The organism is Streptomyces marokkonensis, assembly GCF_039539045.1.
Classification (GTDB): Bacteria; Actinomycetota; Actinomycetes; order Streptomycetales; family Streptomycetaceae; genus Streptomyces; species Streptomyces marokkonensis.
This window is the reverse complement of sequence record NZ_BAABCQ010000107.1, coordinates 1-26887: the sequence shown is the minus strand read 5'-3', so window position 1 is coordinate 26887 and position 26887 is coordinate 1. Positions and strand designations below refer to the sequence as shown.

The 26887-nt window shown below is 73.3% G+C and carries 9 protein-coding genes; 7 read left to right on the top strand and 2 right to left on the bottom strand.

The features are described 5' to 3' along the window. Nucleotides 1–23 precede the first annotated feature (23 nt). A complete protein-coding gene (locus tag ABEA26_RS23805) occupies nt 24–1340 on the top strand; it encodes a helix-turn-helix domain-containing protein (protein WP_345595319.1) in 1317 nt (438 codons plus the stop codon). Nucleotides 1341–1496: 156 nt separating this feature from the next. Then, nucleotides 1497–2261 (top strand): alpha/beta hydrolase family protein, encoded by a 765-nt coding sequence (locus tag ABEA26_RS23800; RefSeq protein ID WP_345595317.1) that lies wholly within the window; start codon nt 1497–1499, stop codon nt 2259–2261. On the opposite strand, the gene ABEA26_RS23795 is transcribed toward ABEA26_RS23800, so the two are convergent. Both ABEA26_RS23795 and mhpA read right to left on the bottom strand, forming a co-directional pair. After that, the gene (locus ABEA26_RS23795; protein WP_345595316.1) at nt 2245–17619 is read right to left on the bottom strand and encodes an SDR family NAD(P)-dependent oxidoreductase; all 15375 of its coding nucleotides are present in this window, start codon (nt 17617–17619) and stop codon (nt 2245–2247) included. The two genes, ABEA26_RS23800 and ABEA26_RS23795, sit on opposite strands and share 17 nt — an antisense overlap. A 41-nt stretch (nt 17620–17660) precedes the next feature. Next, on the bottom strand, nt 17661–19160 hold the full coding sequence (mhpA, locus tag ABEA26_RS23790) for a bifunctional 3-(3-hydroxy-phenyl)propionate/3-hydroxycinnamic acid hydroxylase MhpA (protein WP_345595314.1): 1500 nt from the start codon (nt 19158–19160) through the stop codon (nt 17661–17663). A gap of 229 nt (nt 19161–19389) precedes the next feature. On the opposite strand from mhpA, the gene ABEA26_RS23785 reads away from it, so the two are divergent. The 5 genes from ABEA26_RS23785 to ABEA26_RS23765 are packed head-to-tail and all read left to right on the top strand — an operon-like array spanning nt 19390 to nt 26626. Then, nucleotides 19390–23355: an amino acid adenylation domain-containing protein gene (locus ABEA26_RS23785; RefSeq protein WP_345595312.1), complete on the top strand. Its 3966-nt coding sequence runs from the start codon at nt 19390–19392 to the stop codon at nt 23353–23355. Then, nucleotides 23340–24569, top strand: a complete 1230-nt coding sequence (locus ABEA26_RS23780) for a cytochrome P450 (RefSeq protein WP_345595310.1) — start codon at nt 23340–23342, stop codon at nt 24567–24569. Before ABEA26_RS23785 ends, ABEA26_RS23780 begins: the two co-directional genes overlap by 16 nt. Continuing rightward, on the top strand, nt 24566–25315 hold the full coding sequence (gene fabG, locus ABEA26_RS23775) for a 3-oxoacyl-ACP reductase FabG (RefSeq protein ID WP_345595308.1): 750 nt from the start codon (nt 24566–24568) through the stop codon (nt 25313–25315). Before ABEA26_RS23780 ends, fabG begins: the two co-directional genes overlap by 4 nt. Before the next feature lie 59 nt (nt 25316–25374). After that, nucleotides 25375–25830, top strand: coding sequence for a type II 3-dehydroquinate dehydratase (locus tag ABEA26_RS23770; RefSeq protein WP_345595306.1), 456 nt, complete (start codon nt 25375–25377; stop codon nt 25828–25830). Nucleotides 25831–25843: 13 nt separating this feature from the next. Then, nucleotides 25844–26626 carry a thioesterase II family protein gene (locus ABEA26_RS23765; protein ID WP_345595305.1) on the top strand — a complete coding sequence of 261 codons (783 nt, stop codon included), beginning with the start codon at nt 25844–25846 and terminating at the stop codon, nt 26624–26626. The last annotated feature ends 261 nt before the right edge of the window (nt 26627–26887 follow it).

Here is a 26887-nt window from a genome sequence, read left to right as displayed (position 1 = left end):
ATTTGCGCACGCCGCTGTAAAGCGTGCCTGAAGAATTCTGGGGGGTTCGATTGTATATCACGGGTCTCACCGCTTCATGCCTCTCCACTCACAATTGCATCAACCTTGAAATCCTGCGCACAGCCGGTTCGGTCTGGCTTGAGGGCGACGTCGTCTCCGCCATCGCCCTGGCCGAGGCGGCGGCGGCGGCCAGATGCCGGCAGGGCAGCGAGCGCTGCACCGCGCTGGCGAGCCTGCAGCTCGCGCTGCTGCTGACCAACCTCCGGCGTATCGACGAGGCCCGGCGTGCGGTGCGCCAAGCCACCGCGGTACTCGACGACCCCGCCATCAACGCGGTGACGGCACTGGTCAGGGCCAAGATCGCACTCTGCGACGGCCGCATCGACGAGGCCATCAGCCTGTGTGACACGGGAATGGTCGTGGCGAACGACCCGAGTCTCGCGTCGTGGGCCTCGATCGGGAGCATGGTCAGCGCGATCATCGCGATGCGCCGTGGCGAACTCGCCACGATGATTCATCATGCCAATCAGATCAAGGAGGACGTGATTTTCGGCCGGGACGGGCTGTGGGGCCGGGACACCTTTCCCTGGAACTCCCCCGCATGGCTCGTCGTCCAGATCATCGAGGCGGAAAAGGGCTGGAAGGTCGCCGTACCGCTCGCCCGCGGGCTCCTCACATCCGAGTCGTCGACCCGGGGCCTTCTGCTGTCCGAGCCCTCGGCGGCGTCGTTTCTCGTGCGGATTCTGCTGCGGGCCGACGACCGGGAAACCGCCGAGCGTGGCCGGCGTTGCGCGGCGGTGCTCGCCGCGGAGAACCCGGGCATTCACGCCATCGCGGCCGCCGCCTTGCATCTTGAGGCGCTGCTTGAGAAGGACGTCAGCCTGCTTCAGCAGGTCGCCGCCTCCGACTGCGACGAGCGGACCCGCTCCTCGGTGAACGAGGACATCGGCGATCTCCTGTCCGAGAGCTCCGGAGGGTTCCGGCAGGCGTGCATGCACTACGAGACGGCCATGCGCTCGTACGCGGACGCGGGCTCCCCGCGCGACTCGTCCCGGGTCCGCAGCAAGTTGCGGCGCCACGACGCGCCCAAGACCGCGGCGAGATTCTGGCCCAGCAGCCGGATCTCCGTTCTGACCGACACCGAATACGCGGTGGCTGAGCTGGTGGCGGGAGGACTCACGAACGCCGAGGTCGGCGGCCAGATGTACCTGTCCCGTCACACCGTCGCCTTCCACCTCCGCAAAGTCTTCCAGAAGGTCGGTGCCAAGTCGCGCATCGAACTCGCGGTCATGTGGAAGCAGTTGATCGGGCAGGACCTGGACGTGGCCAGCCACGGCTGAGGAGCGCGGACTGCCGGCGCTCTCGCCGGACCGCCCTGAGGCGTCGGCGCGGCAGTTGTCGCAGGCGCCTCCGGCGGGAGCGTGTGCCGGAGGGGTCGCGGACAACGGCATCGCGGCAACTCCTCGGTCAACGGCCCTTCTCGAAAGGCAACCCCTATGCACTCTCTGCGGTTCACCGCCGAGTCGTCGTCGAACGGCATCGTCGAGCGCGATTTCCTCATGGGTGAGGTCCCCGGTGTTCTCTGGTCGCCGGCCTCCGGCGCCGATCGGGCCCCCCTGGTGCTGATGGGCCACGGCGGGGGCAACCACAAGAAGCATCCGGCGATGGCGGGCCGGGCACGGCGCTTCGTGACCGACGGCGGGTTCCATGTCGCCGTCATCGACGCGCCCGGTCACGGCGACCGGCCGCGTACGGCGCGCGACGAGCAAGAGCTCGCCGCGCTGTCCGAGGCGAAGGCGGCCGGCAGGCCGGAAGGCCCGGATGCCCGGCGCTACAGCATGTATCTGGCGGAGCTGGCCGTGCCCGAGTGGCGGGCGGCCCTGGACTCCCTTCAGGAGCTTGCGGAGATCGGCGCCGATGGACCGGTGGGCTACTTCGGCATCAATCTGGGCACCGCGATCGGGGTGCCGCTGGTGGCGGTCGAGCCCAGGATCACTGCTGCGGTCTTCGGCCTGCACTGGCCCGATGCCCTGGCGGAGACGGCGAAGCGGATCACCGTCCCGATCGAGTTCAACCTGCAGTGGGACGACGAGGACGTCCCGCGCGAGGCCGGCCTCGCGCTGTTCGATGCCTTCGCCTCGCAGGAGAAGACGTTGCACGCCAATGCGGGCAAGCACCATGAGATGCCCAGGTTCGAGACCGACAGCGCGGTCCGGTTCTTCGCCCGGCATCTTGGCCGGGCGCTCACCTCACCGGCCTGAGCCCGGATCCGCCGGCTTGACTTCGGTGTGCCCGGTGATGGACAGCGAGGGGTACGCGGCGCCCGGCCGTCTCGATCAGCTCGACGAGATATCGGGTCAGCGCCGCCGGGGTCGGGTTGTTGAACACCCCGGCCGGGGTGAGCGCGGTGCCGGCGTGGCTGCTGAGCCGCCGGGCCAGTTCGATTGCCATCACGGAGTCCAGGCCGAACTCGAAGAAGCCGCGCTCCGGCTCGACCGGTTCGTCCGGGTCGAGTCCAAGGACCCGAACCAGCTGCGCCTGCACCAGGTCCAGTACGGTCTTCTCCCGGTCCGCACCGACCTGCGCACTCAGGAGCTCCGACCACCGGTCGGCCGTCTCCGCGCCGACCGCCGCCCGGTAGGCGGACCGCCGCCGCGGCCGGACCAGCCCGCGCAGCAGCGGCGGGACCGGCCGGCCGGGCACGGGCGCGCCCCACTGATCGGGTCGGCCGGGAACCGGGAACTGTTCGGCGGTGCCGATCGCCGCAGACAGCGCCGACAGTCCCGGACCGTCCGCGGACGCAAGCACCGGTACGCGGGCTCCGCAGCTCGCGGCGGCGGCCCGGGCGAGCCCGTCGGCCGCCCCTGTGGCTGCCTGGTCGGCCGGACCGATCAGTTCGGCCGCCGTGGTGACCACGGCGAACAGGGCGAGCTCCCGGCCCGCGGCGAGTTCGGCCAGGTGCCGCAGCGAGTCGCTCCGTGCGCCGAGGACCGCGTCAAGGCGTTCCGGGTCCAGTTCCGCGAGCGGGGTGCGGTCGGCCGTTTCGGCAGCGTGGACCACGCCGGTCAGCGGATGGTCCGCTGGTATCCCGGACAGCAGGCGGTGCAGCGCGTCCCGGTTGGTCACGTCGCAGGCCACGACGGACACGGAGGCGCTGAGGGCGGCGAGCTCGTCGGCCAGGGCCGCGGACCGGGGGGTGTCCGCGCCATGTGGGTCCGCCAGGACCAGGTGGCGGACGCCGTGGTCGGCGGCCAGATGCCGGGCCACGCGGGATCCGGTCCCGTCGGTGCCGCCCACGATCAGGACCGTGCCGTCGGGGTCGAGTGGCCGGAGGGCCGGTCCGGCTTCGCCGACGGCCACCAGCCGCGGAACGTGGACGCGCCCGGCCCGCACCGCGGCCTGTGCGGCGTCGGCGGCCAGCAGCGGGCCCAGTCCGGCGTCCGGATCCGCGCCCGGCTCGACGTCCAGCAGGACGAAACGGTCCGGGTACTCGGCCTGGATGGCGGCGATCATGCCTCGGACGGCCGCGGCGGCGGGATCGAGCACCACGACGGGCTCGGCCGGGACCGCGTTCCGGGTCCGTACCACCAGCCGGTGGCCGGCCAGTTCGGGCTCGTCCAGCCACGCCTGTGTGACGGCGAGCGCTCGGCGGCAGGCCGCCACGGGCGGCTCACCGGGCAGCACATCGAGCACCGCGACCGCCGCGGCCAGAGCAGTGGGATCGAGCAGGTCGTCGTCGCTGTTGACCACGACGGTCCGCGGCGGGCCGGCAGCGGGCTCGCGGTCGAGCGGGACCCAGACGGTCCGCAGCACGTCACCCGGCCCGCTGGGCCGGGGCTCGTGCACCGGCCGCGTCGCGATCCGGCCCGCGGTGAGCACCGGCAGGCCGGACTCGTCGACCGCGGTCAGTGCGATGCCGTCCTCGGCCGGGCGCAGCGCGACCCGCACGGACACGGCGCCGGTCGCGTGCAGTTCGACTTCGCGCCATGAGGTCGCGTCGCCCGTGGCACGGGTCGCGGCGTCCAGGAGCAGCGGGTGAATGCCGAAGCCGTCGGCCTCCTCGCGGAGCTCGTCCGGCAGGACCAGTTCCAGGAAGGTCTCCTCGCCTCGCCGCCAGACGCCACGTACGCAGTCGGGCAGGTCGGCGGGTGTCACCGGGTCGGCGCCGGCCGGCGGCCAGGACAGCGGGCCGGTTCCGGCTTCCGCTGGGGCTGCTGCCACGGGGCCGGGCGAGAGTACACCGGACGCGTTCAGGGTCCAGCCCGACCGGTCACTGCCGGTCCGCACCTGCACCGGGCGCCGGCCGGTGAGGTCCGCGCGGGCGACCACGACCTGGACCTGTCGCGCATCGCTCCGGTCCAGCCAGAGGGGTTCGACCAGATCGAGTTCTGCCACCGTGCCGCAGTCCACCTCATCACCGGCCCGGATGACCAGCTCGATCCACGTCGAAGCGGGAACCGCTCCCGTAAGCCACGGGTGGTTCGCGGACAGCCGGCCGGCGGCCAGCACGCCGCCGGAACCGGGCAGTACCGCCACCGTGGTCAGTAGCGGGTGGACCGCTTCGTCCGCGGCCGCGACGGTGCCGCCACGCAGCCAGTACCGGCGATGGTCGAACGGATGGGTGGGCAGGTCGCGGCAGAGCTCACGCCAGGCCGGCCCGTCGCTGGGGACGGCCGCCGACCAGTCGACCGGCAGCCCGATCGCGAACGCCTCGGCCATCGCGGTCAGCACCTGGCGCGGGCCGCCCTGGTCACGGCGCAGCGTGCCGATCACCCCGACCGGCCGGCCGGTGTCGGCGATGACGTCGAGGATCGACGACACCAGGCCCGGATGCGGGGACACCTCGATGACGGCCCGCATATCGGTGGTCACCTCGCGGACGGCCCCTTCCAGCTCGACCGGCCGGCGCAGGTTCCGGAACCAGTAGCCCGCGTCGAGTACCTCGTCCGGGCCGATCCACCGGCTCTCGACCGTGGAGTAGAACCGGCACGAGCCGACGAGTCCGTGTGCGGGGCGCTCGCCGACGCCGTCGAGCTGGGCCAGCATCGGGCGCTCCAACTCGTCCACGAGGAAGGAGTGGGAGGCGTAGTCCGCCCGCAGTCTGCGGAACCAGATCTCCTGCTCGGCGGCGAAGGCCGCGAGTTGCTTGACGGCGTCGACCTCACCGGAGACGCCGACCATCGCGGGTCCGTTGACCGCGGCCAGTTCGAGACTGCCCCCGTACGCCGACAGCAGCTCCTGCGCCCGCGTGCGGCTGACGCCCAGGACGAGCATCCCGCCGGTGGGTGGCAGTGCCGCGGCCAGCCGGGAGCGCACCACGCAGATCCGCAGCGCGTCGTCCAGCGAGAGGAGCCCGGCCACGCATGCCGCGGCGAGCTCACCTTGCGACGACCCGATCACCACGTCGGGCGTGACACCGGCCCTGGCCCAGAGCTGCGCCAGCCCGGTCGTCATCACGAACGCGGCGGGCTGGACCACGTCGGTCCGGGAGAGGTCGTTGGCGCCGCCGAGCGCTTCTTCCAGCGTCCAGTCGCAGTCGTAGGTGTCGAGCAGTTCCTGGCACCGGTGCACCCATTCCCGGAACTCCGCCGACTCGGCCATCAGTTCACGGCCCATGCCGGCCCATCCGCCGCCCTGGCCGGGGAAGACGAACACCGCGCCGGTGCCCGGCCCGGCCCGTCCGGTGATGACGTCCGGCTCGGTCTCGCGGGTGGCGAGGCTCCGCAGCCGCCCGGCCAGTTCGGCGTGGTCGGCCGCGAGTACGGTGGCTCGTTCCCGGTGCTTCGTCCGGCCGAACGCGAGCGCGGCGGCCAGTTCGGGCAGCGGAGGCCGCCGGCTCTCCACGGTGTCGGCCAGCCGGGTCGCGGCCGCGGCGAGCCGGCCTGGGTCGCCCGCCGACACGATGAACGGCAGGATGCCTCCCCCGCCGGACTCGGCCGGTTCGGTCGCGGTGCCCCGCTGGGGCGGCTCCTCGAGGATGACGTGTGCGTTGGTGCCGCTGGCCCCGAAAGCGGACACTCCGGCGCGGCGTGGCCGGTCCGGGCGGGCCGGCCACGGCCTGGCCTCGGTCAGCAGCCGGACGGTGTCACCGGACCAGTCGACCTCGGTGCTCGGCATGTCCGCGTGCAAGGTCGCCGGCAGCGTCTGGTGGCGCAACGCCAGCACCATCTTGATCACGCCCGCCACACCGGCCGCCGCTTGGGTGTGGCCGATGTTGCTCTTCACCGACCCCAGCCACAGCGGCTGCGCCGTCCCGCGCCTTCCGTAGGTGGCCTGGAGTGCTTGCGCCTCGATCGGGTCGCCCAGCCGGGTGCCCGTGCCGTGTCCCTCGACGACGTCCACGTCGGACGGCGCGAGCCCGGCGGCCGCGAGGGCCCGCTGGATGACCCGCTGCTGCGCGAGCCCGTTCGGGGCGGTCAGGCCGTTCGAGGCGCCGTCCTGGTTGACCGCCGAGCCCCGGATCACGGCGCCCACCGTGCTGCCCTGGGCCTCGGCGTCCGGCAGTCGCTGCAGCAGCACCACGCCGACGCCCTCCGACCAGCTGGTCCCGTCCGCCGACGCGGAGTAGGCCTTGCACCGCCCGTCGGTCGCGAGCCCGCCGGCCTTGGCGAACTCGACGTACGCGTTGGGCGTCGCCATGACCGTCACACCGCCGACCACGGCGAGCGAGCACTCGCCGTTGCGCAGGGCCTGCATGGCCAGATGCATCGCGACGAGGGAGGAGGAGCACGCCGTGTCGACCGAGATCGCCGGCCCGGTGAAGCCGTACGTGTAGGACACGCGGCCGGACGCCACCGAGAGGGCACCGCCGGTGACCCGCAGGCCGTCGGTCTGCGGATCACCGCCGCTCATCCCGTAGCCCTCGCCCATCACACCTGCGAAGACGCCGACGTCGGAACCTCGATGGGCGGCCGGGTCGAGCCCCGCGTCCTCGAAGGCCTCCCACACGACCTCGAGCAGCAGCCGCTGCTGGGGGTCCATGGCCGTCGCCTCGCGTGGGGAGATGCCGAAGAAGCCGGCGTCGAACTCGGCCGCGTCCGTCAGGAAGCCGCCCGCCTCCACCGGGATGGTGGACAGGTCCCAGCCGCGGTCGGTCGGCACCGCCGACCGGCCCTCGCCGCGTGCGGTCAGGAGGTCCCAGAGCCCGTCCGGGCCCCGCACGCCGCCCGGCAGCCGGCAGCCGATCCCGACCACCGCGATCGGATCGGCTGGGCTCGCCACCACGGCGGCGGCGTCCGCCGCGGCGGGCGTGTCTGCGTCGGTGAGCCGCTCCCGCAGGAACCGGGCCAGTTCCACCGGCGTCGGGTAGTCGAAGATCAACGTCGCGGGCATGGCGAAGCCGGCCGCGGCGCTGAGCCGGTTGCGCAGCTCGATCGCGCCCAGCGAGTCCATCCCGGCGGACTGGAACGGCGCGTCCGGCGCGATGTCCTCGGCCGAGGCGTATCCCAGGATCAGCGCCACCCTGGCCCGGACCAGGGACAGCAGGGAGCGCTCCTGCTCCGCCACCGACCGGCCGGCCAGCGAGCCCGCCAGGTCACCGGCGCCCGCCGCCTGGCCCGCCCGGCGGCGGACGCGTACCAGATCGCGCAGCAGCGGCTGGACCGGTTCGCCGGTGGCCGCTTCGGCCCGCGCGGCGGCGAGGTCGAGCTTGATCGGTACGAGGTGGGCCTCACCGCTGTCCACGGCCGCGTCGAGGAGCGCGAGCCCTTCCTCGGGGCGCAGTGGCGACACGCCGGCGCGGCGCATCCGGGCCCGGTCCGCGTCGGTGAGGTGGAGAGTGATGCCGCTGTCCTGGGCCCACAGGCCCCAGGACAGTGACACGCCGTTGCGGCCGTTCGCGCGCCGGATCGCCATGAGGCCGTCCAGGTAGGCGTTGGCGGCGGCGTAGTTGGCCTGGCCGGCCGAGCCGAGCAGTCCGGCGGCGGACGAGAACGTGACGAACGCGGCGAGGTCGTGGTCGTGGGTCAGCTCCTCCAGGTGGCGGGCGGCGTCCGCCTTCGGGCCGAACACGGCGTCCAGGCGTGCCGGGGTCATCGCGGCGACCAGCCCGTCGTCCAGGACGCCGGCGGTGTGCACGACCGCGGTCAGCGGATGCTCCGGCGGGATCGCGGCGAGCATCGCCGCCACCGCGTCCCGGTCCGCGACGTCGCAGCTGATCACGGACGTCTCGGCGCCCTGTGCGGACAGCTCGGCCACCAGTGCCTCGGCGCCGTCGGCGGCGGCTCCGCGCCTGCTGGCCAGGAGCAACCGCCGGACACCGCGGGTGCGCACCAGGTGGAGCGCGACGAGAGCGCCGAGCGATCCGGTGCCACCGGTGATCAGCACCGTCCCGTCCGGGTTCCACGAGGCGGGCTCGGCGGCCGGTGCACCGGCCGCCGCGAGGCGGGGAACCCGGAAACCGTCGGTCCTGGCGGCGAGCTGTGGTTCGTCGACGGCCAGTGCCGTAGCGAGGGCCAGTGCCGTATCGAGGCCCGGCTCCACGTCGAGCAGCAGGACACCGGGCATCTCGGCCTGGGCCGCACGGGCCAGGCCCCACACGGCGGCACCGGTCGCGTCGGTGAGGCCGCCGGTCCCGCCGTCGACGGCACCCTCGGTCCGCACGACGAGCCGGGTGTCCGCGGGGGCGTAGCGCTGCCAGGCCTGGAGCAGGCCGAGAACGTCGGCGAGGACGGCCGCCGGGTGGGAGGTGCCGGTCGGCACGTCGTACACGGCGGCCGTCGGCCGGCCGGGTCCGGCGGCGAGCGCGGCCACGTCCTCGGCGCTGGTGACGCTGACGGTCGCCGGATGGCCGGGCAGAACCGCCGGGGTGGCCACGGGGTGCCACATCAGCCGGTACATGGCCTGCGGGGGGCGGGCGCCCACGTCCTCGGGGCGGACCGGCGTCGAGTGGACCGAGCGGGCGGACAGGACCGCCCTGCCGGTTTCGTCGGTCGCCTGAAGGCTCCAGCGGTCGTGGTCCAGCCGGGTGAGGTGAGCCCGCAGCCGGCGCGCCCCGGTGGCGTGCAGCACCACCGACTCCCATCGTGTCGCGACCGAGGCGGGGTCGAGGACCGCCCGGGTCACTGCGTCGAGCAGGGCCGGGTCGAGTCCGAACGTATCGGGCTCCTCCTCGTCGGCGAGCGCGACCTCCACGAAGGTGTCCTCGCCGCGGCGCCACAGCCCGAGCAGCTGCGAGCGTTCGGGGGTCTCCGGGTCGCTCGTGACCTGCTCGGCGCCGGACGGCGGCCACGGCTGCACCGGCCCGGGGTCGGTGACGGCGCCTGCTTCCAGCGTGCCGCCGGCATGCCGGACCCAGTTTTCCTCACTGCCCCGGGCGCCGTAGACCGTGAACGGGCGGCTGCCGCCGTCGTCGGCTCCGACCACGATCTCCAGCCGGACGGTCGTCTCCGCGGGGACCGTGAGCGGGGTCTCCAGCGTCAGGTTTCCCAGTACGCCGTAACCGAGTTCGTCGCCCACCCGTACCGCGAGGTCGACGAGTGCGGCGGCCGGCAGGGTCTCCACCTCGTGCAGCCTGTGCGCGGCGAGCCAGGGATGGGTCGTGAGCGCCAGCCGGGCCGTGCCGATCAGGCCACCGGTGTCCGGGACGGGCACGATCGCCGACAGCAGCGGGTGCTCGACCTCGCTCTGGCCCAGGTCGGCCGCGTTCGCCGCACCGGGCGCCGAGGGCAGCCAGTAGTGCCGTCGGTCGAACGCGTACGTCGGCAGCAGCACATCCGGGGCATCCGCGGGGACGAGCGGATGCCAGTCCATCGGCACTCCCCGCACGAACAGCGCGGCCATCGAGCTGATCATGGTGTCCGGTTCGTCCTGTCCGTCCCGCAGCGCGGGAACGCACACCGGTTCGTACCCGGACCGTGCCGCCGTCTCCAGGATCGGCGCGGACAGGCCGGCCCCCGGCCCCAGCTCGACGAACAGCCGCCCGCCCCGGTCCAGTACGGTGCGGACGCCGTCGGCGAAGCGCACGGTGCGCCGGACGTGGTCGACCCAGTGGCCGGGGTCCGTGAGGTCGGCTCCGTCGTGGGCGACCACCGGAATCCGGGCCGGACGCCAGACCACGTCCGCGATCGCGGTTCGGAACTCGGCGAGCATCGGGTCCATCCGCGCCGAGTGGAACGCGTGGGACACCGGCAGCCGGTGCACCTTGCGGCCCTGTTCCCGTAGTGTCCGCACGGCGGCGTCCACCGCGTCCTCGTCACCGGACAGCACGGCCGAGGCGGGGTCGTTCACTGCGGCGAGGGAGACGCCCTCTGCGAGGAACGGCCGGAGCTCCTCCTCCGTCGCGGCCACCGCGGCCATCGCTCCCCCGGCGGGCAGGGCCTGCATGAGGCGGCCGCGGGCGGCCACCACGGTCGCCGCGTCGTCGAGCGACAGCAGGCCGGCGGCGTGCGCCGCGGCGATCTCGCCCACCGAGTGCCCGAGCAGCAGGGCAGGCCGTACGCCCCAGGACTCGACGAGCCGGAACAGTGCGGTCTCGACGGCGAACAGCGCCGCCTGGGTGTAGACGGTCTGGTCCAGCGCGGCCGCATCCGGGCTGTCCGGCCGGGCGAAGACCACGTCCCGGACGGACCGGTCCACGGCGCCGGCCAGCCGCTCGTCGAGCCTGGCGCACGCGTCGTCGAAGGCGGCGGCGTAGACCGGGAACCGGTCGTAGAGGGCGCGGCCCATTCCGGGCCGCTGCGCCCCCTGGCCGGGGAAGACGAACACCACGGATGCCCCGGCGCCGGCGGAGGCGGCGCCCACTGCCGTGCCCGGACCGGCCTCGCCCGCGGCGACCGTGTCCAGGCCGGCGAGCAGAGCGTCCCGGTCGGCCGCGGCGACGACCGCCCGGTGCGCGAGCAGCGCGCGGCCGGCGAGGAGTGTGCGGGCCGTACCGGGGAGCGGCACCCCCTGCTCCACGGCGGTGCGCAGCTGTGTGGCCTGGCCGGCGAGTGCCGTCGCGCTCTGTGCGGACAGGACGAACGGCAGCACGGCCGGCGCGATGTCCCCGTTCTCCTCCGGCGCGGCCGGTTCGGGGATCTGTTCCAGGATCAGGTGGGCGTTGGTGCCGCTGATGCCGAACGACGAGATTCCGGCGCGCCGCGGCCGGTCGGCGTCGGGCCAGGCCCGGCCCTCGGTCAGCAGCCTCACGGCTCCCTCGGACCAGTCGACGTGGGGGGTGGGTTCGTCGACGAAGAGCGTGGGCGGCAGATGCCCGTGCCGGATCGCCTCCACCATCTTGATCACCGCCGCGACACCGGCCGCCGCCTGTGTGTGGCCGAGGTTGGACTTCACCGAGCCGAGCCACAGCGGTCGCTGGGCCGGACGGCCGTGGCCGTAGGTCGCGATGAGGGCCTGTGCCTCGCTCGGGTCGCCGAGCGTGGTGCCGGTGCCGTGTGCCTCCACCGCGTCGACCTCGTCCGGGCCGATGCCTGAGGCGGCGAGAGCGGCCCGGATGACCCGCTGCTGGGCCAGGCTGTTGGGGGCGGTGAGGCCGTTGGACGCGCCGTCCTGGTTGATCGCGGAACCGCGGACGACGGCGAGCGGGCGATGTCCCTTGCGCCGTGCGGTGGACAGCCGTTCCAGCACCACGACGCCGACACCCTCGGAGAGCACGGTGCCGTCGGCCGCCGCGGCGAACGCCTTGCACCGGCCGTCGGCGGCGAGTCCGCGTGCCCGCGAGAACCCGGTCAGGCCGACGGGGGAGCCCATGACGGCCACGCCACCGGCGAGTGCCGTCTCGCACTCGCCCTGGCGCAGTGCCTGGGCCGCCAGGTGGATCGCCACCAGGGAGGACGAGCACGCGGTGTCGACCGTCATGGCCGGGCCCTCGAGACCGAACACGTACGACACGCGGCCGGAGGCGACGCTGCCGGCCGTCGCCGTGGTGGTGAAGCCCTCGAACTCAGCCGGTACGCGCGTCAGGTCGCCGAGGTAGTCGTGGATGGACATGCCGGTGTAGACGCCGACGGACTCGCCGCGCAGCGACGAGGGGGCGACGCCGGCCGTCTCCAGGGCTTCCCACGTGGTTTCGAGGAGCAGCCGTTGCTGGGGATCCATGGCGGTCGCCTCACGCGGCGAGATGCCGAACAGCCCGGCGTCGAAGTAGCCGGCGTCGTGCAGGAAGCCGCCCTGTCGGGCGTAGGTGGTGCCGGCCTGGTCGGGGTCGGTGCCGAGGAGGCGGTCCGTCTCCCAGCCGCGGTCGGCTGGCAGCGGGGACATGCCGTCCCGGCCTTCGGCCACGAGGTCCCAGAACTCGGCCGGTGTGGTGATCCCGCCCGGCAGGCGGCACGCCATGCCGACGATCACCACGGGGTCGTCGGACGCCGGGAGCGTGTGTTCGGGGGCGTGGAGCGCGGGCGCGGCGGCGCCGGCGGCGGACCCCTGCACCTTCTCGATCAGGTGGCCGGCCAGCTGCCGTGGTGTCGGGTAGTCGAAGATCAGCGTGGCGGGGAGCTTGACCGCGGCCGCCGCGGTCAGCCGGTTGCGCAGTTCGACCGCGGTCAGTGAGTCGAACCCGATCTCGCCGAAGCGGCTGTCGTCGAAGGAGGCATCGAGGTCGGCGATGCCGAGCACGGTCGTGACCTCTGTACGCACGAGCGCGAGGACCAGTTCGGTCTGCTCCTCGCTGGTGAGCCCGGCGAGCCGGCGGCCCAGTGCGCCCCTGGGCTCGTCGGCGCCCGCCCGCGCGGTGGGCCGTGGCGGCCGGACCAGCGTGCGCAAGAGAGCCGGAACGGTGCCGCCGGTTCCCGCCTCGGCCCGGACCGCGCCGAGGTCGAGACCGATCGGCACCAGCAGCGGGAGGCCGGCGCGGATGCCGGCGTCGAAGCCGGCCAGCGCTTCGGCGGGCGGTAGCGGACGTACGCCGCCCCGGCTCATCCGGGTCCGGTCGACGTCGGCCAGCCGGCCGGTCATTCCGGTCGCCGGGCTCCACAGTCCCCAGGCCAGCGCCACCGCGGGCAGACCGCCGGCGGCGCGTGCGGACACGATCGCCTCGGCGTATGCGTTCGCGGCCGCGTAGTTGCCCTGGCCTGCCGAGCCGAAAACGCTCGCGGCCGAGGAGAACACGGCGAAGACCTCGGGCGGGTCGTCGCGGGTCAGTTCGTCCAGCAGCCGCAGTGCCGCCGCCTTCGGTGCGAACACCCGGGCCAGGCGGTGCGGGTCGAGGCCGCTGATGACGGCGTCGTCCAGCACCCCGGCCGCGTGGATGACGCCGGTCAGCCGGTGCTCCGCCGGGACGGCGGCGAGCAGTGCGGTGAGCGCCTCCCGGTCGGTCACGTCGCAGGCGGCCACCTCGACGGACGCACCCAGGTCACCCAGTTCGGCCACCAACTCGGCCATCCCGTCGGCGTCCGCGCCGCGCCGGCCAGCCAGGACCAGCCGGCGTACGCCGTGCTCGCCCACCAGATACCGGGCCAGCAGCGCGCCGAGCACGCCGGTCCCGCCGGTGATCAGTACGGTGCCGCCGTCGGTGAAGCCGGTCGCGGCCCCGGTGAGGACGGCACGGTCCAGGCGCGGGGCCAGGACGGCGTCCTCGCGGACCGCGACCTGGGCCTCGCCGCTGGCGAGGCCCGCGGTGATCGCCCCGTCGCGGTCCCCGTCCGGCTCCATGTCGACCAGGAGGATCCGGTCCGGGTGCTCGGCCTGTGCCGACCGCACCAGCCCCCAGACCGCGGCACCCGCCGGATCCGCGACGGGGCCCGACGCCGGAACCGCGCCGCGGGTCACCACCACCAGGGGCACCGGGGCGAGCGCCGGTTCCTCCAGCCAGGCCTGCACCACCTCGAGCACCTGGCCCAGCAGCGGCAGCGGCTCGGTCTGCGCGCCGGCGCCGGGTACGACGTCCAGGACGGCGAAGTTCGGGCGGGGCTCGCCGAGTTCGTCGTCCAGCGCCAGCCGGACCACGTCGCCCGAGGTCTCGACGACGGCCTGGTGCTTTCGCGCCGTGGCCGGCGCCGACGCCGGCGCCGACGGGGGCAGCGGCGTCCAGTCGACCTGCCAGAGCGAGTCCGGCGTCCGGCCGCCCGGCTGCCCGTTCACGTCCGTGATCGGGAGTGAGACCAGTGATTCCATGGACAGCACCGGCGCGCCGGTGCCGTCCGCGGCGTCGAAGGACAGCGCGTCCGGTCCGCACGGCGCGACGCGGACGCGCAGCGCGACGGCGCCGCCGGCGTGCAGCCGGACGCCGTTCCAGGCGAACGGCAGGACGTTGCGGTCGTCCGCGCGCCGGTGGAAGGCGTTCGCGTGCAGGGCGGCGTCGAAGAGCGCGGGGTGGATGCCGAACCGGTCCACGTCGTCCCGGTGGTCGGCGGGCAGCGCGGCCTCGGCGAAGATCTCCTCACCGCGCCGCCACACGGCGGTCAGCCCGGCGAAGGCCGACCCGTACTGGTAGCCGCGTTCGGCGAGGCTGTCGTAGAAGTCGTCGACCGGCTCGGGAACGGCGCCCGGAGGCGGCCACTGGCCGAAGTCGAAGCCGCTGCCCGGCGTCTGGTCGTACGCGTCGGCCTGCAGGTGGCCGGCAGCGTGCCGGGTCCATGCGCCGTCGGCGCGGGAGCTGTGCACCTCCACCCGTCGCCGTCCGGTGGCGTCCGGCGCGCCGACGGCGACTTGCAGGCTGACGGACGCGTCCGCGGCGAGCACCAGCGGCGCCTCGATCACCAGTTCGTCGAGCACCCCGTAGCCGAGCTGGTCGCCGACCTGGATCGCCAGGTCGACGTAGGCGGTGCCGGGCACCAGTACGTTGTCCTGGATGCGGTGACCGGCCAGCCAGGGGTGGGTCGCCAGGGACAGCCGGGAGGTGCAGACCACGCCGTTGGTCTGCGGGAGTTCCACCACTGCGCCGAGCAGCGGGTGGCCGCTGGTCACCTGGCCCAGCGACTCGGCGCCCGCCGCCGTGGTCGGCATGGTGATCCAGTAGCGCTGGTGGTCGAAGGGGTAGGTGGGCAGTTCGACCCGTACCGCTCCGGCGCCCTCGGGCAGCAGGGCCTGCCAGTTCACCGGCGTGCCGCGGACGAAGACCTCGGCCGCCGAGGCGGCCAGCCGGGCCGGTCCGTCCTCGTCCCGCCGGATCGACCCGACCGCAAGCACGTCCGCGTCCAGTTCGGCCGCGGTCTCGCTGATCGACGGGAGCAGCACCGGGTGGGCGCCGAGCTCGATGAAGACCCGGTGGTCGTGGGTGATCAGCTCGCGGATGGCCGGTTCGAACAGGACGGGCTGGCGCAGGTTGCGGTACCAGTAGTCGGCGTCGAAGGGCTGTTCGTCGCGCCAGCCGGGCTCGACCGTCGAGTAGAACGGTGTGCGCGGTGCCGTGGAGGTGACGGCGGCGAGGTCGGCCAGCAGGGCGGATCGCACACTCTCCACGTAGTGGCTGTGTGAGGCGTAGTCGACCGGAATACGGCGGAAGCGGATGTCGCTGTCCGCCAGTTGCGCCGCGAGCTCGTCCAGCGCGGTGTCCTCGCCGGCGATCACCACGGACGAGGGGCCGTTGAGCGCCGCCGTCTGCAGGCGCCCTCCCCACGGCTCGATCAGGGCGCGTGCCGCGTCCTCGGGCAGTTGGATCGACGCCATTGCGCCCCCGGCGGGCAGCAGCTCGGCGATCACCTGGCTGCGCAGTGTCACCACTCGGGCGGCGTCGGCCAGGGAGAGTGCGCCCGAGACGCAGGCGGCGGCGATCTCGCCCTGTGAGTGGCCGACCACCGCGTCCGGGACCACGCCGAGCGATTCCCAGACCGCCGCCATGCCGAGCATCATCGCGAAGCACACCGGCTGTACGACGTCGACACGTTCGAGCGCCTCGGGAGCCTCGTCGCGCAGGACGTCGACCAGGGACCAGTCGACCCAGGGCTCGAACGCCTTCTGGCACTCGGCGATCCGGGCGGCGAAGACCGGCGAGGTGTCCAGCAGCTGACGGCCCATGCCGATCCACTGGGTGCCCTGGCCGGGGAAGACGAAGACGACCTTGCCGGGGCCGCTCGTGCCGGCCGACCCGGTGATCACTGCGGGCCCGGTGCGGCCCTCGGCCACCTGGGCGAGCCCCGCGCGCAGCTCGTCCCGGGTCTGGGCCACCACCACCGCCCGGTGGCTGTGCACCGCGCGTCCGGTCGTCAGCGCGTGGGCGAGGTCACCGAGGGCGGTGCTCTCGTCCACGGTGTCCCCGAGCCGCCGGCCGAGGCCGGCCAGCACGGTGGCGGTCTTGGCGGTGACGACGAACGGCAGTGCCCCGCCGTCGGCGGCCCGGCCGGCCGGGCCGGGCTCGGCCGGAACCTCCTCGAGGATCATGTGGACGTTGGTTCCGCTGGCGCCGAAGGAGGAGATGCCGGAGCGGGCCGGGCGCCCGGTGTCGGGCCACGCGCGCCCCTCGGTCAGCAGTTCGACCGTGCCGGGTGACCAGTCGACCTGCGGGGTCGGGGCGTCGACGTGCAGTGTGGCGGGCAGGTACCGGTGACGCAGAGACAGCACGGTCTTGATCACCGCCGCGACGCCCGAGGCGCCCTGGGTGTGGCCGAGGACCGACTTGACCGAGCCGAGGAGCAGGGGCCGCTCGGGGTCGCGTCCCCGGCCGTACGTCGACAGCAGCGCCTGCGCTTCGATCGGGTCACCGAGCGTGGTTCCCGTTCCGTGCGCCTCGACGGCGTCGACCTCGTCGGCGGTCAGCCCGGCGGCGTCGAGCGCGGCGCGGATAACCCGCTGCTGCGCGGGCCCGTTGGGGGCGGTGAGGCCGTTGGAGGCGCCGTCCTGGTTGACCGCGGAGCCGCGGATCACGGCGAGTATCTGATGCCCGTTGCGCTGAGCGTCCGAGAGGCGCTCGAGCAGTATCACGCCGACGCCCTCGGCCCAGCTGCTGCCGTCCGCCGCGGCGGCGAAGGACTTGCACCGGCCGTCGGGGGCGAGGCCCCGCTGGCGGGCGAATCCGACGAAGCCGCCCGGTGTCGCCATCACGGTCGAACCGCCGGCGAGTGCCATCGTGCACTCGCCCCGGCGCAGTGCCTGGCTCGCCAGGTGGATCGCGACCAGCGACGACGAGCACATCGTGTCGACCGTGACCGCGGGCCCCTCCAGCCCGAGGCAGTACGCGACCCGGCCGGAGGCGATGCCGCCGGCGCTGCCCAGCGCGCGCTCGAGGCTGAGGAAGCCCTCCGCGCCGGCGATGTCGGGTGCGTAGTCCTGGTGCACGATGCCCGCGTAGACGCCGGTGGTGGTGCCGCGCAGGCTGTCCGGGTCGATTCCGGCGTGTTCGATCGTCTCCCAGCAGACCTCGAGAAGCTGCCGTTGCTGCGGGTCCATCGCTGTCGCTTCTTGGGGTGAGATGCCGAAGAAGCGGGCGTCGAACTCGGCGGCGTCGTGCAGGAACGCGCCCTGGTCGACGTAGGTCGTACCGGGTGTGTCCGGGTCCGGGTCGTAGAGGTTGGCCAGATCCCAGCCGCGGTCGGTGGGGAATGGTGTGTAGACGTCGGCGCCTTCGGACACCACACGCCAGAAGTCCTTTGGCCCGGCGATGCCCCCGGCGAAGCGGCACCCCATGGAGACCACTGCTATCGGCTCCGAGGCCGCGGCGAGCAGCTGGCTGTTCCGCTGCTTCAGCCTGGCCGTTTCCTTGACCGACTCGCGCAATGCCCGGATGAGATCTTCCTCAGTGGTACTCACGTCGGTCAACGCTAGGGTCGCGGCGGGGCGGCCGGGATCCCTCAGCCTGACGGGCGGTGCGGCGCCAGCCGGTCCAGCAGTTCCTCCAGCAGCGCGGTCATCGCGCCGGCGGGGGCAGTGCCGTAGACGTGGTAGTCCGGCCGGACCAGAACGGACGCCGCGCCCCGGTCCCGCAGGTAGTCGAGGTAACCGCTGTCCGTCTGTTCGTCGGGTCCGATGTGGACGAGGGTGGCGCCGAGTCTGGACAGCAGGGTGCGCCGGGTCTCGCTGACGATGTCGGGTTCCTCGGTGGTGATCAGCAGGAAGCCCGCCGGGATCAGGTCGTCGAACCGGCCGGCGCCGATCACGTCACCGGCTCCGGGCTGGAGCAGTCCGGTGGCCAACGGTGTCGCCTCGGGCGGTGGCGTCCGGCGGCCGCCGCCGTTGGCCAGGATCGCCGCGTCGCGGTCGGCCGCGGCGGCGGGGTCGGTCACACAGATGACCCGGCCGAGCTTGACGGAGGCGAGGACGGCGGCCTTGGTGTGGCTGCGCCGCTCCAGCGTGTAGGTGTCGAGCAGCCGCTCGTCGGCCCGGCCGCCGAGCACCAGGTCCAGTTTCCATGCCAGGTTGCCGGCGTCGCGGATGCCCGAGCACATGCCCTGGCCGGCGAACGGTGGCATCAGATGGGCCGCGTCCCCGGCGAGGAGAACCCGGCCCTGCCGCCACTGCTGGGCCCACCGGGCATGGGACCGGTAGACCCCGCTGCGCAGCAGTTTCGCCGTCTGTGGCGTGACGCCGTGCGGTGCCAGAAGCCGCCACGCCGTCTCGGCGCTGTCCATGTCGGCGGCGGACTCCCCCGGCAGGCACATGAACTCCCAGCGCCGCCGGTCGGGTCCGCTGCCCACCAGTGTCGTCGGCCGGGCCGGGTCGCACAGCTGCAGGTTGGTCGAGGCGAACTCGCGTGTCTCGTGCAGCAGGACGTCGCACAGCAGCCACTCGAAGGAGAACCCCAGGTCGGTCATCGGCACGGCGGCCAGTTCGCGGACAACGCTGTTCGCCCCGTCGCAGCCGACCAGCCAGCCGGCCCGGAAGGTGTGGGTGGCGCCGGTTTCGTCCTCGGCGGTCGCGGTGACGTCGCCGTCGGTCTGGTCGACGCCGACGACGGTCAGGCCACGGCGCACCTCGACCGTCGGTTCGGCCGCCACCGCGGCGCCGAGAAGCCGCTCCAGCGCGGGCTGGTGCATCGTGTTGGCGTCCGGCCACCCGTACCGGCCGGTGTCGCTGAAGGCGATGTCCAGGAGGACCTGCCCGTTTGCGCCGTGCCACTGGTAGCCGGTCGCGGGCACCGAGATCCCGGGCAGGCCGGCGCCGATCCCCGCCGCCGCCAGCAGCCGGGCGGTCTCCCCGTCGAAGCTGGTGGCCCGGGGCAGCCCGAAGACCTCGCGATGCCGCTCGAGCACGATCACCCGGCGGTTCCGGCGGGCCAGCAGGCTCGCCAGCACGGCGCCGCTAGGGCCACAGCCGACCACCAGGACGTCGGCGTGCGAAGTCAAAGAGGCCATGTCCGGCGACCCTACGGATGCGCCTGGGCGCTCCGCCATCGCCCACCCGGACAGTGCGGGTGGGGGCGGCGCCGGGCAGCGGCAACCACTGTCAATGCGAGGGATCCGCGGCGGCCGGCCCTGTACCTAGCGTTGTCCCGCACGCCGTCATGGCGGCCTGGTTCGCGCCGGCGTCCAGCCTCGCGGCCGGTCCGTCGGCCCGACCGTCGAGCTGCATTGGAGAGCACCGTTGCGGGGGCATGATCACTACATCCGCCGGATCCTCGGCCGGCTCGACGCCCATCCTGCCGGCGTTCCCCTCGTACTCGGGGACGAGCCCTTCCCGGCCGAGCGTCTCGCCCGTGCGGTCCGCACGACCGCCGGGTGGATGCGCGCGGCCGGTGTCGGCTCGGGCACCTCGGTCGCCGTGCTGACCAGTCCCAACACACCGTCCACCCTGGTCTACCGGTACGCGGTGAACCTCGTCGGCGCGACGGCGGTCCACATTCGCGGGGTGAACGCCGCGGACCCCCAGGACGAGTTGGGTCCTCGCGTCCAGGCGGAGATTCTCGCCGGACTGCGGCCGAGCGTGCTGGCGGTGGACCAGGACAACCTCGACCGTGCGCGCGGGCTGCGTGCCGCGGCCGGATCGGCGTTCGCCCTCGCCGCCCCGGGTCCGTGCGGACCGGATGTTCTGGACATGAGCCGGCCCTTGGAGTCGCCGTTCGACGACGCGACGGCCGAGCGGGCGGAGATCGCCGTGGTGACGTTCACCAGCGGATCGTCGGGACGGCCGAAGGGGGTCAGCTGGCCGTTCGACGTGAAGGACGACATGGCCTCGGCGGCCGCCGGGGCCCAGCCGGCGGTCTGTCTGATCACCGGGACGCTGACCCACTCCAGCGGTTTCTCGGCCGATGACGCGATCATCGCCGGGGGCAGTGTCGTGCTGCACCACGGGTTCGACGTCGAGGCGGTGCTCCGAGCCGTCGAACGGCACCGCGTCACCCGGCTCGTCCTCGCCTCTCCGCAGGTCTACGCCCTCACCGAGCATCACGCGTTCGACGACTACGACCGCTCCAGCCTGCGCGAGGTGTTCTACACCGGGAGCCCGGCCGCGCCGGAGCGGCTGGCGGCCGCCGCCAAATCGCTCGGCCCGGTGCTGTTCCAGGTCTACGGCACGAGCGAGACCGGCATGATCAGCCTGCTCACCCCACAGGATCATCTGGACCCCGACCTGCGGCGCACGGTCGGCCGGCCCCCGGCGAACGTCCGGATCACCATCCGTGATCCGCGAGACCACGACCGGCTCCTCCCGCCGGGCGTCGCCGGCGAGATCTGCTCGTCCGGGCGCTGGGCGATGAGCCACTACTGGAACGACCCGGAGCAGACCGCGCGGACGGTCCGCGACGGGTGGGTGCGCACCGGCGACGTCGGACGGCTCGACGAGTCGGGATACCTGACCCTCGAGGGCCGCCTCGACGGCGTCCTGAAGGGTCACGGTGTCCGCATCCACCCGGAGGCGATCGAGCGCGTGCTCCTCGAACACGCCGACGTGGCTCAGGCCGCGGTGTTCGGGATCGAGGACGAGGATTTCCTGGCGCTGGTCCACGCGGTGGTGACGCCGGCGCCCGGCTGCACGCCGCGGCCGGCCGACCTGCAGGCGTACGTGACGGACGCGCTCGGTGACCGCCATGCTCCGGTGGACATCGAGGTCAGATCCGAACTGCCCCTGCTGGGATCGGCGAAGCCGGACCGGAACCTGCTGCGCGAGCAGGCGCTGGGCGCGCGGTTCTGGCACGCGTCGCTGGAGGGTGTCGACGGTGATTCCCTGCTCCGGGACAGGCTCGCCCGGCCGGGCGACGACACGGCCGGGGCACCCGCACTCCAGCGGCGGATCCCGGAATTCCCGTCCGCGGAGAACACGCTGCTCGGAGTCTGGGCGGTCCTGCTGCATCTGCTGGGCGCCGGCTCTCCGGTCGTCTTCGGGGCCGGGCCCCGGCCGCTGCTGATGGCCGTCGCGCCGGGCGAGGAGATCGGCGCCGTCCTCCACCGGGTCGAGGAAGCCGTGGCCGTCTCGGCCGGGCACGCCCGGCTGGGACCGCGGGGGCGGGCCGAACTCGACGCCGCGGCGGACACGTTGTTCGACACCGCGCTCAGCTTCACCCGTGCCGGGGGCCCGACGCCCGGCCCGGCCCGGCCGCTCACGGCCGAGCTCAGGGTGGGCCACGACGCGGGCGATCTCGTCCTGACCCTGGTCACCGACCCGCGGCGGATCGGCGCGGACTGCGCGGAACGCCTCCTCGACATGGTCCTGCGCCTGCTTGGGGCATTCCGCGAGGCGCCCGGCCGACCGGTCGCCTCGCTGGACCTCCTCGACCCGGCCATCCGCCGCCAGGTGCTGCAGGAAGGGAACTCCTCCCGGCAGGAGCAGCCCGCCGCGACACTGGGCCGGCTGTGGCAGGACGCCGCGGACGAACACGCCGGACGGCCGGCCGCGGAAGAGGCCGGCGTCACCACCTCGTACGCCGAACTCGACCGCCGTGCCGGACGGCTCGCGGCGGCCATCGCGCAGGCGGGTGCGGCGCCGGGCCGGATGGTGGCCCTGCTGTTGCCGCGGTCCCTGGATCTGATCACCGCGCTCCTGGCGACCGTCCGGACCGGCGCGGCGTTCGTCCCCATCGACCCGGGATACCCGCGGGAGCGGATCACGGCGATGCTGGAGGACTGCGACCCGGTGGCGGTCTGTACGACGGCGTCGGCCGACATCCCCTCGGCCCGTCCCTGGCCGCGCGTCCACCTGGACGGGCCGGAGGCCGGCGAGCCGGCGGGCGGGTTTCCCAGGGTCGCGCCAGACGTGGCCGATCCGGCGTACGTCATCTACACCTCCGGCACGACCGGCCGGCCGAAGGGTGTCGTGGTCACCCATGCCGGGCTGGCGAACCTGGCCGCGGCCAAACGCGAGGGCCTGGGACTGGACAGCACCGCCCGGGTCCTGCAGTTCGCCTCACCGAGCTTCGACGCGTTCGTCGCCGAGCTGTTGGGCGCGTTCACCTCGGGGGCGACGGTGGTCGTGCCGCCGCAGGGCCCCCTCGCCGGAGAACCGCTGACGGCGGCTCTGGCCGAGCGCCGGATCACCCACGCCATCCTGCCGCCGGTGGCACTGTCCAGCATGGACAGCGCCACCGGCGCACTGGCCGGGCTCCGCGGCCTGATCAGCGCGGGCGAGGAGTGCCCGGCCGAGCTGGCCGCGCGCTGGTCGCAGGGCCGCCGGATGGTCAATGCCTACGGGCCCACCGAGGTTACCGTCTGCGCCACTCAGAGCGGGCCGCTCACGGCAGACGGTCGGCCTCCGATCGGACGGCCCGTCGCCGGTGCCCGCGCCTACGTGCTCGGCCCCGGGCTGCAGCCGGTGCCACCCGGATTCCGCGGCGAGCTCTACATCGCGGGCCCCGGCGTCGCCCGGGGTTACCTCAACCGGCCCGCCCTGACAGCCGTACGCTTCGTGGCGGACCCGTTCGGCCCGCCCGGCAGCCGGATGTACCGCACCGGCGATATCGCCTCCTGGCGCGCCGACGGCATCCTGGACTTCCACGGCCGGGCCGACGACCAGATCAAGCTGCGGGGCTTTCGGATCGAGCCGCGCGAGGTGGCGGCGGTGCTCGAGGAACTGCCCGCGGTCGCCGGTGCGGTGGCCGGCGTACGCGAGGACCGTGGCGGCCGGGCCCGGCTGATCGCCTGGGTCGTGCCCGCCGACGGGGAGGCACCCATCCCCGAGCGCCTCCGGGAGCACGCGGCACGCCGGCTGCCGGAGCACATGACGCCGACCGGGTACGTCCTCGTCAGTGCCCTGCCCATGACGCCGAACGGCAAGCTGGACCTGGCCGCGCTGCCCGCGGTCGCCGAGCGGGAGAGTCCCTCGCCCGCGGCGGCGCGGCCGGCCCTGCGGACGCCGGCGGAACGCGCGCTGGCCGCCATCGTCGGGGAGCTGCTGGGCGTCACGGACGTCGGCGCCGACAGCGACTTCTTCGCGCTCGGCGGCGACAGCATGCTGGCCATCTCGCTGATCCGGCGCGCCCGCGAAGCGGGTCTGGCCCTCTCCCCCAAGGAGATCGTGGGAAACCCCACGATCGGTGCCCTCGCCGCGGTGGCCACCTCGCTGCCGTCCCCGCCCGCCCAGACGCCTCACGTGGAAGGCCGCCGATGCCCCGCCCCGTAGTCAGCCCTGAGCTCCTCGATTCGCTCGACCTCGCCGACCCGGTGCTGCACGCCGAGAACGAACTCTCCGAGGTGTGGCGCCTGCTCCGGCAGGACCGGCCCCACTACTGGCATCCGGCGCAGGGGGACCGTCCCGGCTTCTGGGTCTTCACCCGCTACGCCGACGCGATGACGGTCTACCGGGACAAGGAGCACTTCACCACCGAAGGCGGCAACGCGCTGGCGACCCTGCTGACCGGCGGCGACTCGGCGTCCGGCTCGATGCTCGCGGTGACCGACGGCGACAAGCACACCCAGCTGCGCAACGTGCTCAACGCGGCGTTCTCCCCTCGCCGGCTCAAGACCATCCGCACGGCGATCCGGCGGACCATCGACGACCTGATCCGGGCGGCGATCGACAAGGGCGAGTGCGATTTCGTCCACGACGTGTCCGCGAACGTCCCGCTGGGTGCGATCTGCGGCCTGATGGACGTGCCCGAGGCGGATCGCCGCTATCTGCTCGGGCTCACCTCGCACGCGTGGAGTTCCGACTACGCGGACGCCCCGCCGCAGGAGAGCTGGCAGGCCAAGAGCGAGATCCTGCTCTACTTCGCCGACCTGGCGCACACCCGGCGCGGCAGTGACGCCGACGACGTGGTCAGCCTGCTGGCCAACTGCCGTATCGGTGGTGGGCCGTTGAGCGACGCCGACCTGATGTCCAACTGCTACGGGCTGATGATCGGCGGCGACGAGACCGGACGGCATGCCATCTCGGGCGGTCTGCAGGCACTGATCGAGTGGCCGGACCAGTGGCGGGCGCTCAAGGAGGGCACCGTCGGCCTCGACACCGCCGCCAACGAGGTGCTGCGCTGGACCGTGCCTTCGCTGCACGGCGGACGCACGGCGTCCGGGGACACCGTGGTGAACGGCCAGCCGGTCAAGAAGGGCGACATCGTCAGCGTCTGGATCTCCTCGGCCAACCGGGATCCCGAGGTCTTCGCCGACCCGGACCGCTTCCTCCTCGACCGCACGCCGAACAAGCATCTGACCTTCGCCTTCGGCTCGCACCTCTGCCTGGGGCACACGCTGGCACGCATCGAAGTGGAGGAAATCCTCGACTCGTTGCGCACGCTCGTGTCGTCCGCGGAACAGACCGGGCCGGAGCGGTGGATCTACTCCAGCATCCTGCACGGCATGAGCTCCCTGCCGGTCACGCTGACGCCCGAGCCGGCGTGAACCGCGTCGCCATCGTCACCGGATCGGCCCGGGGCATCGGTGCCGCGGTGGCCGGCAGGCTGGTCGGGGACGGCATCGACGTCGCCGTCCTCGACAGGGATGTGACGGCCGCGCAGAACACGGCCGCCGGCCTGGTCCGGGCGGGCGGCCGCGCCAGGGCCATCGGGGTCGACGTGAGCGACGCCGACTCGGTCAGCACGGCGGTCGACGAAGTCGTCGACCGGTTCGGTCCGCCCTGCATCCTGGTCAACAACGCCGGCATCACCCGGGACAACATGGTCTTCTCCCTCTCGCCGGCCGACTGGGACCTGGTCATCAACGTGAACCTGCGCGGCACATTCCTGATGACGCACGCGGTCGCCGAGCACATGGCCAAGCTCGGCTGGGGACGCGTGGTGAACCTGTCGAGCATCGCCGCGGTCGGCAACGCCGGCCAGGCCAACTATTCGGCGGCGAAAGCCGGAATCGAGGGCCTGACCAAGACGCTGGCCCTGGAACTCGGTCCGCTGAACGTCACAGTCAACGCCGTGGCGCCCGGCTACGTGGCCACCGAGATGACCGCGGCCCTGGCGGCGCAGGCAGGCCGGACGGTTGAGGAGCACCAGGCGCAGGCCGCGGCGACGATCCCGCTGCGCCGGGTCGGCCGGCCGCAGGACATCGCCGACGTCGTGGCCTTCCTGGCGAGCGACCATGCCTCGTTCGTGTCCGGCCAGATCATCCATGTCGCCGGCGGACCGGTCTGCTGACCGGCTCCTCCGCCCGACTGCGAACACCGAACACCGAACACCGAAGGAGACTGCCCCCTGTGACCACCGTGCTCCTGCTCAACGGGCCCAACCTCGGGATACTCGGAGACCGCGAACCGGAGATCTACGGCTACGACACCGTCGACGACATCGCGAAATCCGTCGCCGACGAGGTGGCCGAGGCCGGCTGGCAGGTCGTCCCGATCCAGGACGACCACGAAGGAGGCCTGGTCCAGGCGGTGCACGCGCACCGCAGGTCGACCATCGGCGCGATCGTCAACCCCGGCGCGCTCATGATGGCCGGGTGGAGCCTGCGCGACGCGCTCGCCGCCTATCCCGCGCCGTGGATCGAGGTGCACCTGAGCAACGTCTGGGCCCGTGAGCGCTTCCGCCACGAATCGGTCCTGGCCCCGCTGGCCAGCGGGGTCGTCGTGGGTCTCGGCGCGTTCGGCTACCGCCTGGCCGCCCGGGCGCTGCTGGAGCTGTGCGGCCCCGATCCCACGCACCGGAGCTAGGGAGGCACCCGCGATGCCGGAGTCATCGGCGCAACTGAAGGCCTGGCTACGCCGCTTCAGCCCGGCCGGGGACGCGATGTCCTCCCTCGTCTGCCTGCCGCACGCGGGCGGATCGGCCAGCTTCTTCTTCCCGCTCGCGCGAGCGCTGGCCCCCGAGGTCGACGTACTGGCCGTTCAGTACCCGGGCCGGCAGGACCGCCATCACGAGCCGAGCATCGGCAACGTCCCGGAACTGGCCGACCGGATCACCGACGCGGTGCGGCTCATGGACGACCGGCCGTTCGCCCTGTTCGGACACAGCATGGGGGCGCTGCTGGCGTACGAAGTCGCCCTGCGGCTGGCCGCCGACGGGCTGCCCGCACCGTCCCGCGTGTTCGTCTCCGGGCGCCGGGCGCCGTCCCGGTACCGGGACGACCGGTTCCACCTGTCCTCGGACAGCGACGTCCTCGCCCATCTGCGCCGGCTCGGCGGTCCCGGTTCGACGGCACTCGACGACCCGGAGATCCGGGCCATGGCCCTCCCCCTCATCCGCAACGACTACCACGCGGTGGAGGTCTACCGGCACGATCCGTCCGCCGTCCTGAACTGCCCGGTCACCGTACTCACCGGCGACCGCGACGCACTGGTGAGCCCGGACGAGGCGCACGCCTGGGCCGGGCACACGACCGGGCCGACCGACGTGGTGACACTGCCCGGCGGTCATTTCTACCTGGCCGACCAGAACGAGCAGGTCGTGGATCTCCTTCGCCGGCGGCTCGCGGCCGTCACCGCGCAGGAGACACCGCATCTGCGGTGAGGACGGTGAGGAGCGCACGGTGCCGCGGACCCGCCCGCGGGCCCGCGGTCTTCGAGCCCGGCGGCCTCCTCTCCCTGCGTCATCTGCGGGGCGGTGAACCGTCGTTGACGTCCCAGAGGGTCTGCACGGCCGGGCTGGAGCCGCGTACCGTGGGTCCGTCTCCGTCAGGTTCTCAGTACTGTATTGCCACTGTATTGCCGTTCCTTCGACCGTCGACCCGCCGAACCTCTGGAGGAGTCTTGTCCGTTCTTGTCATTGGTG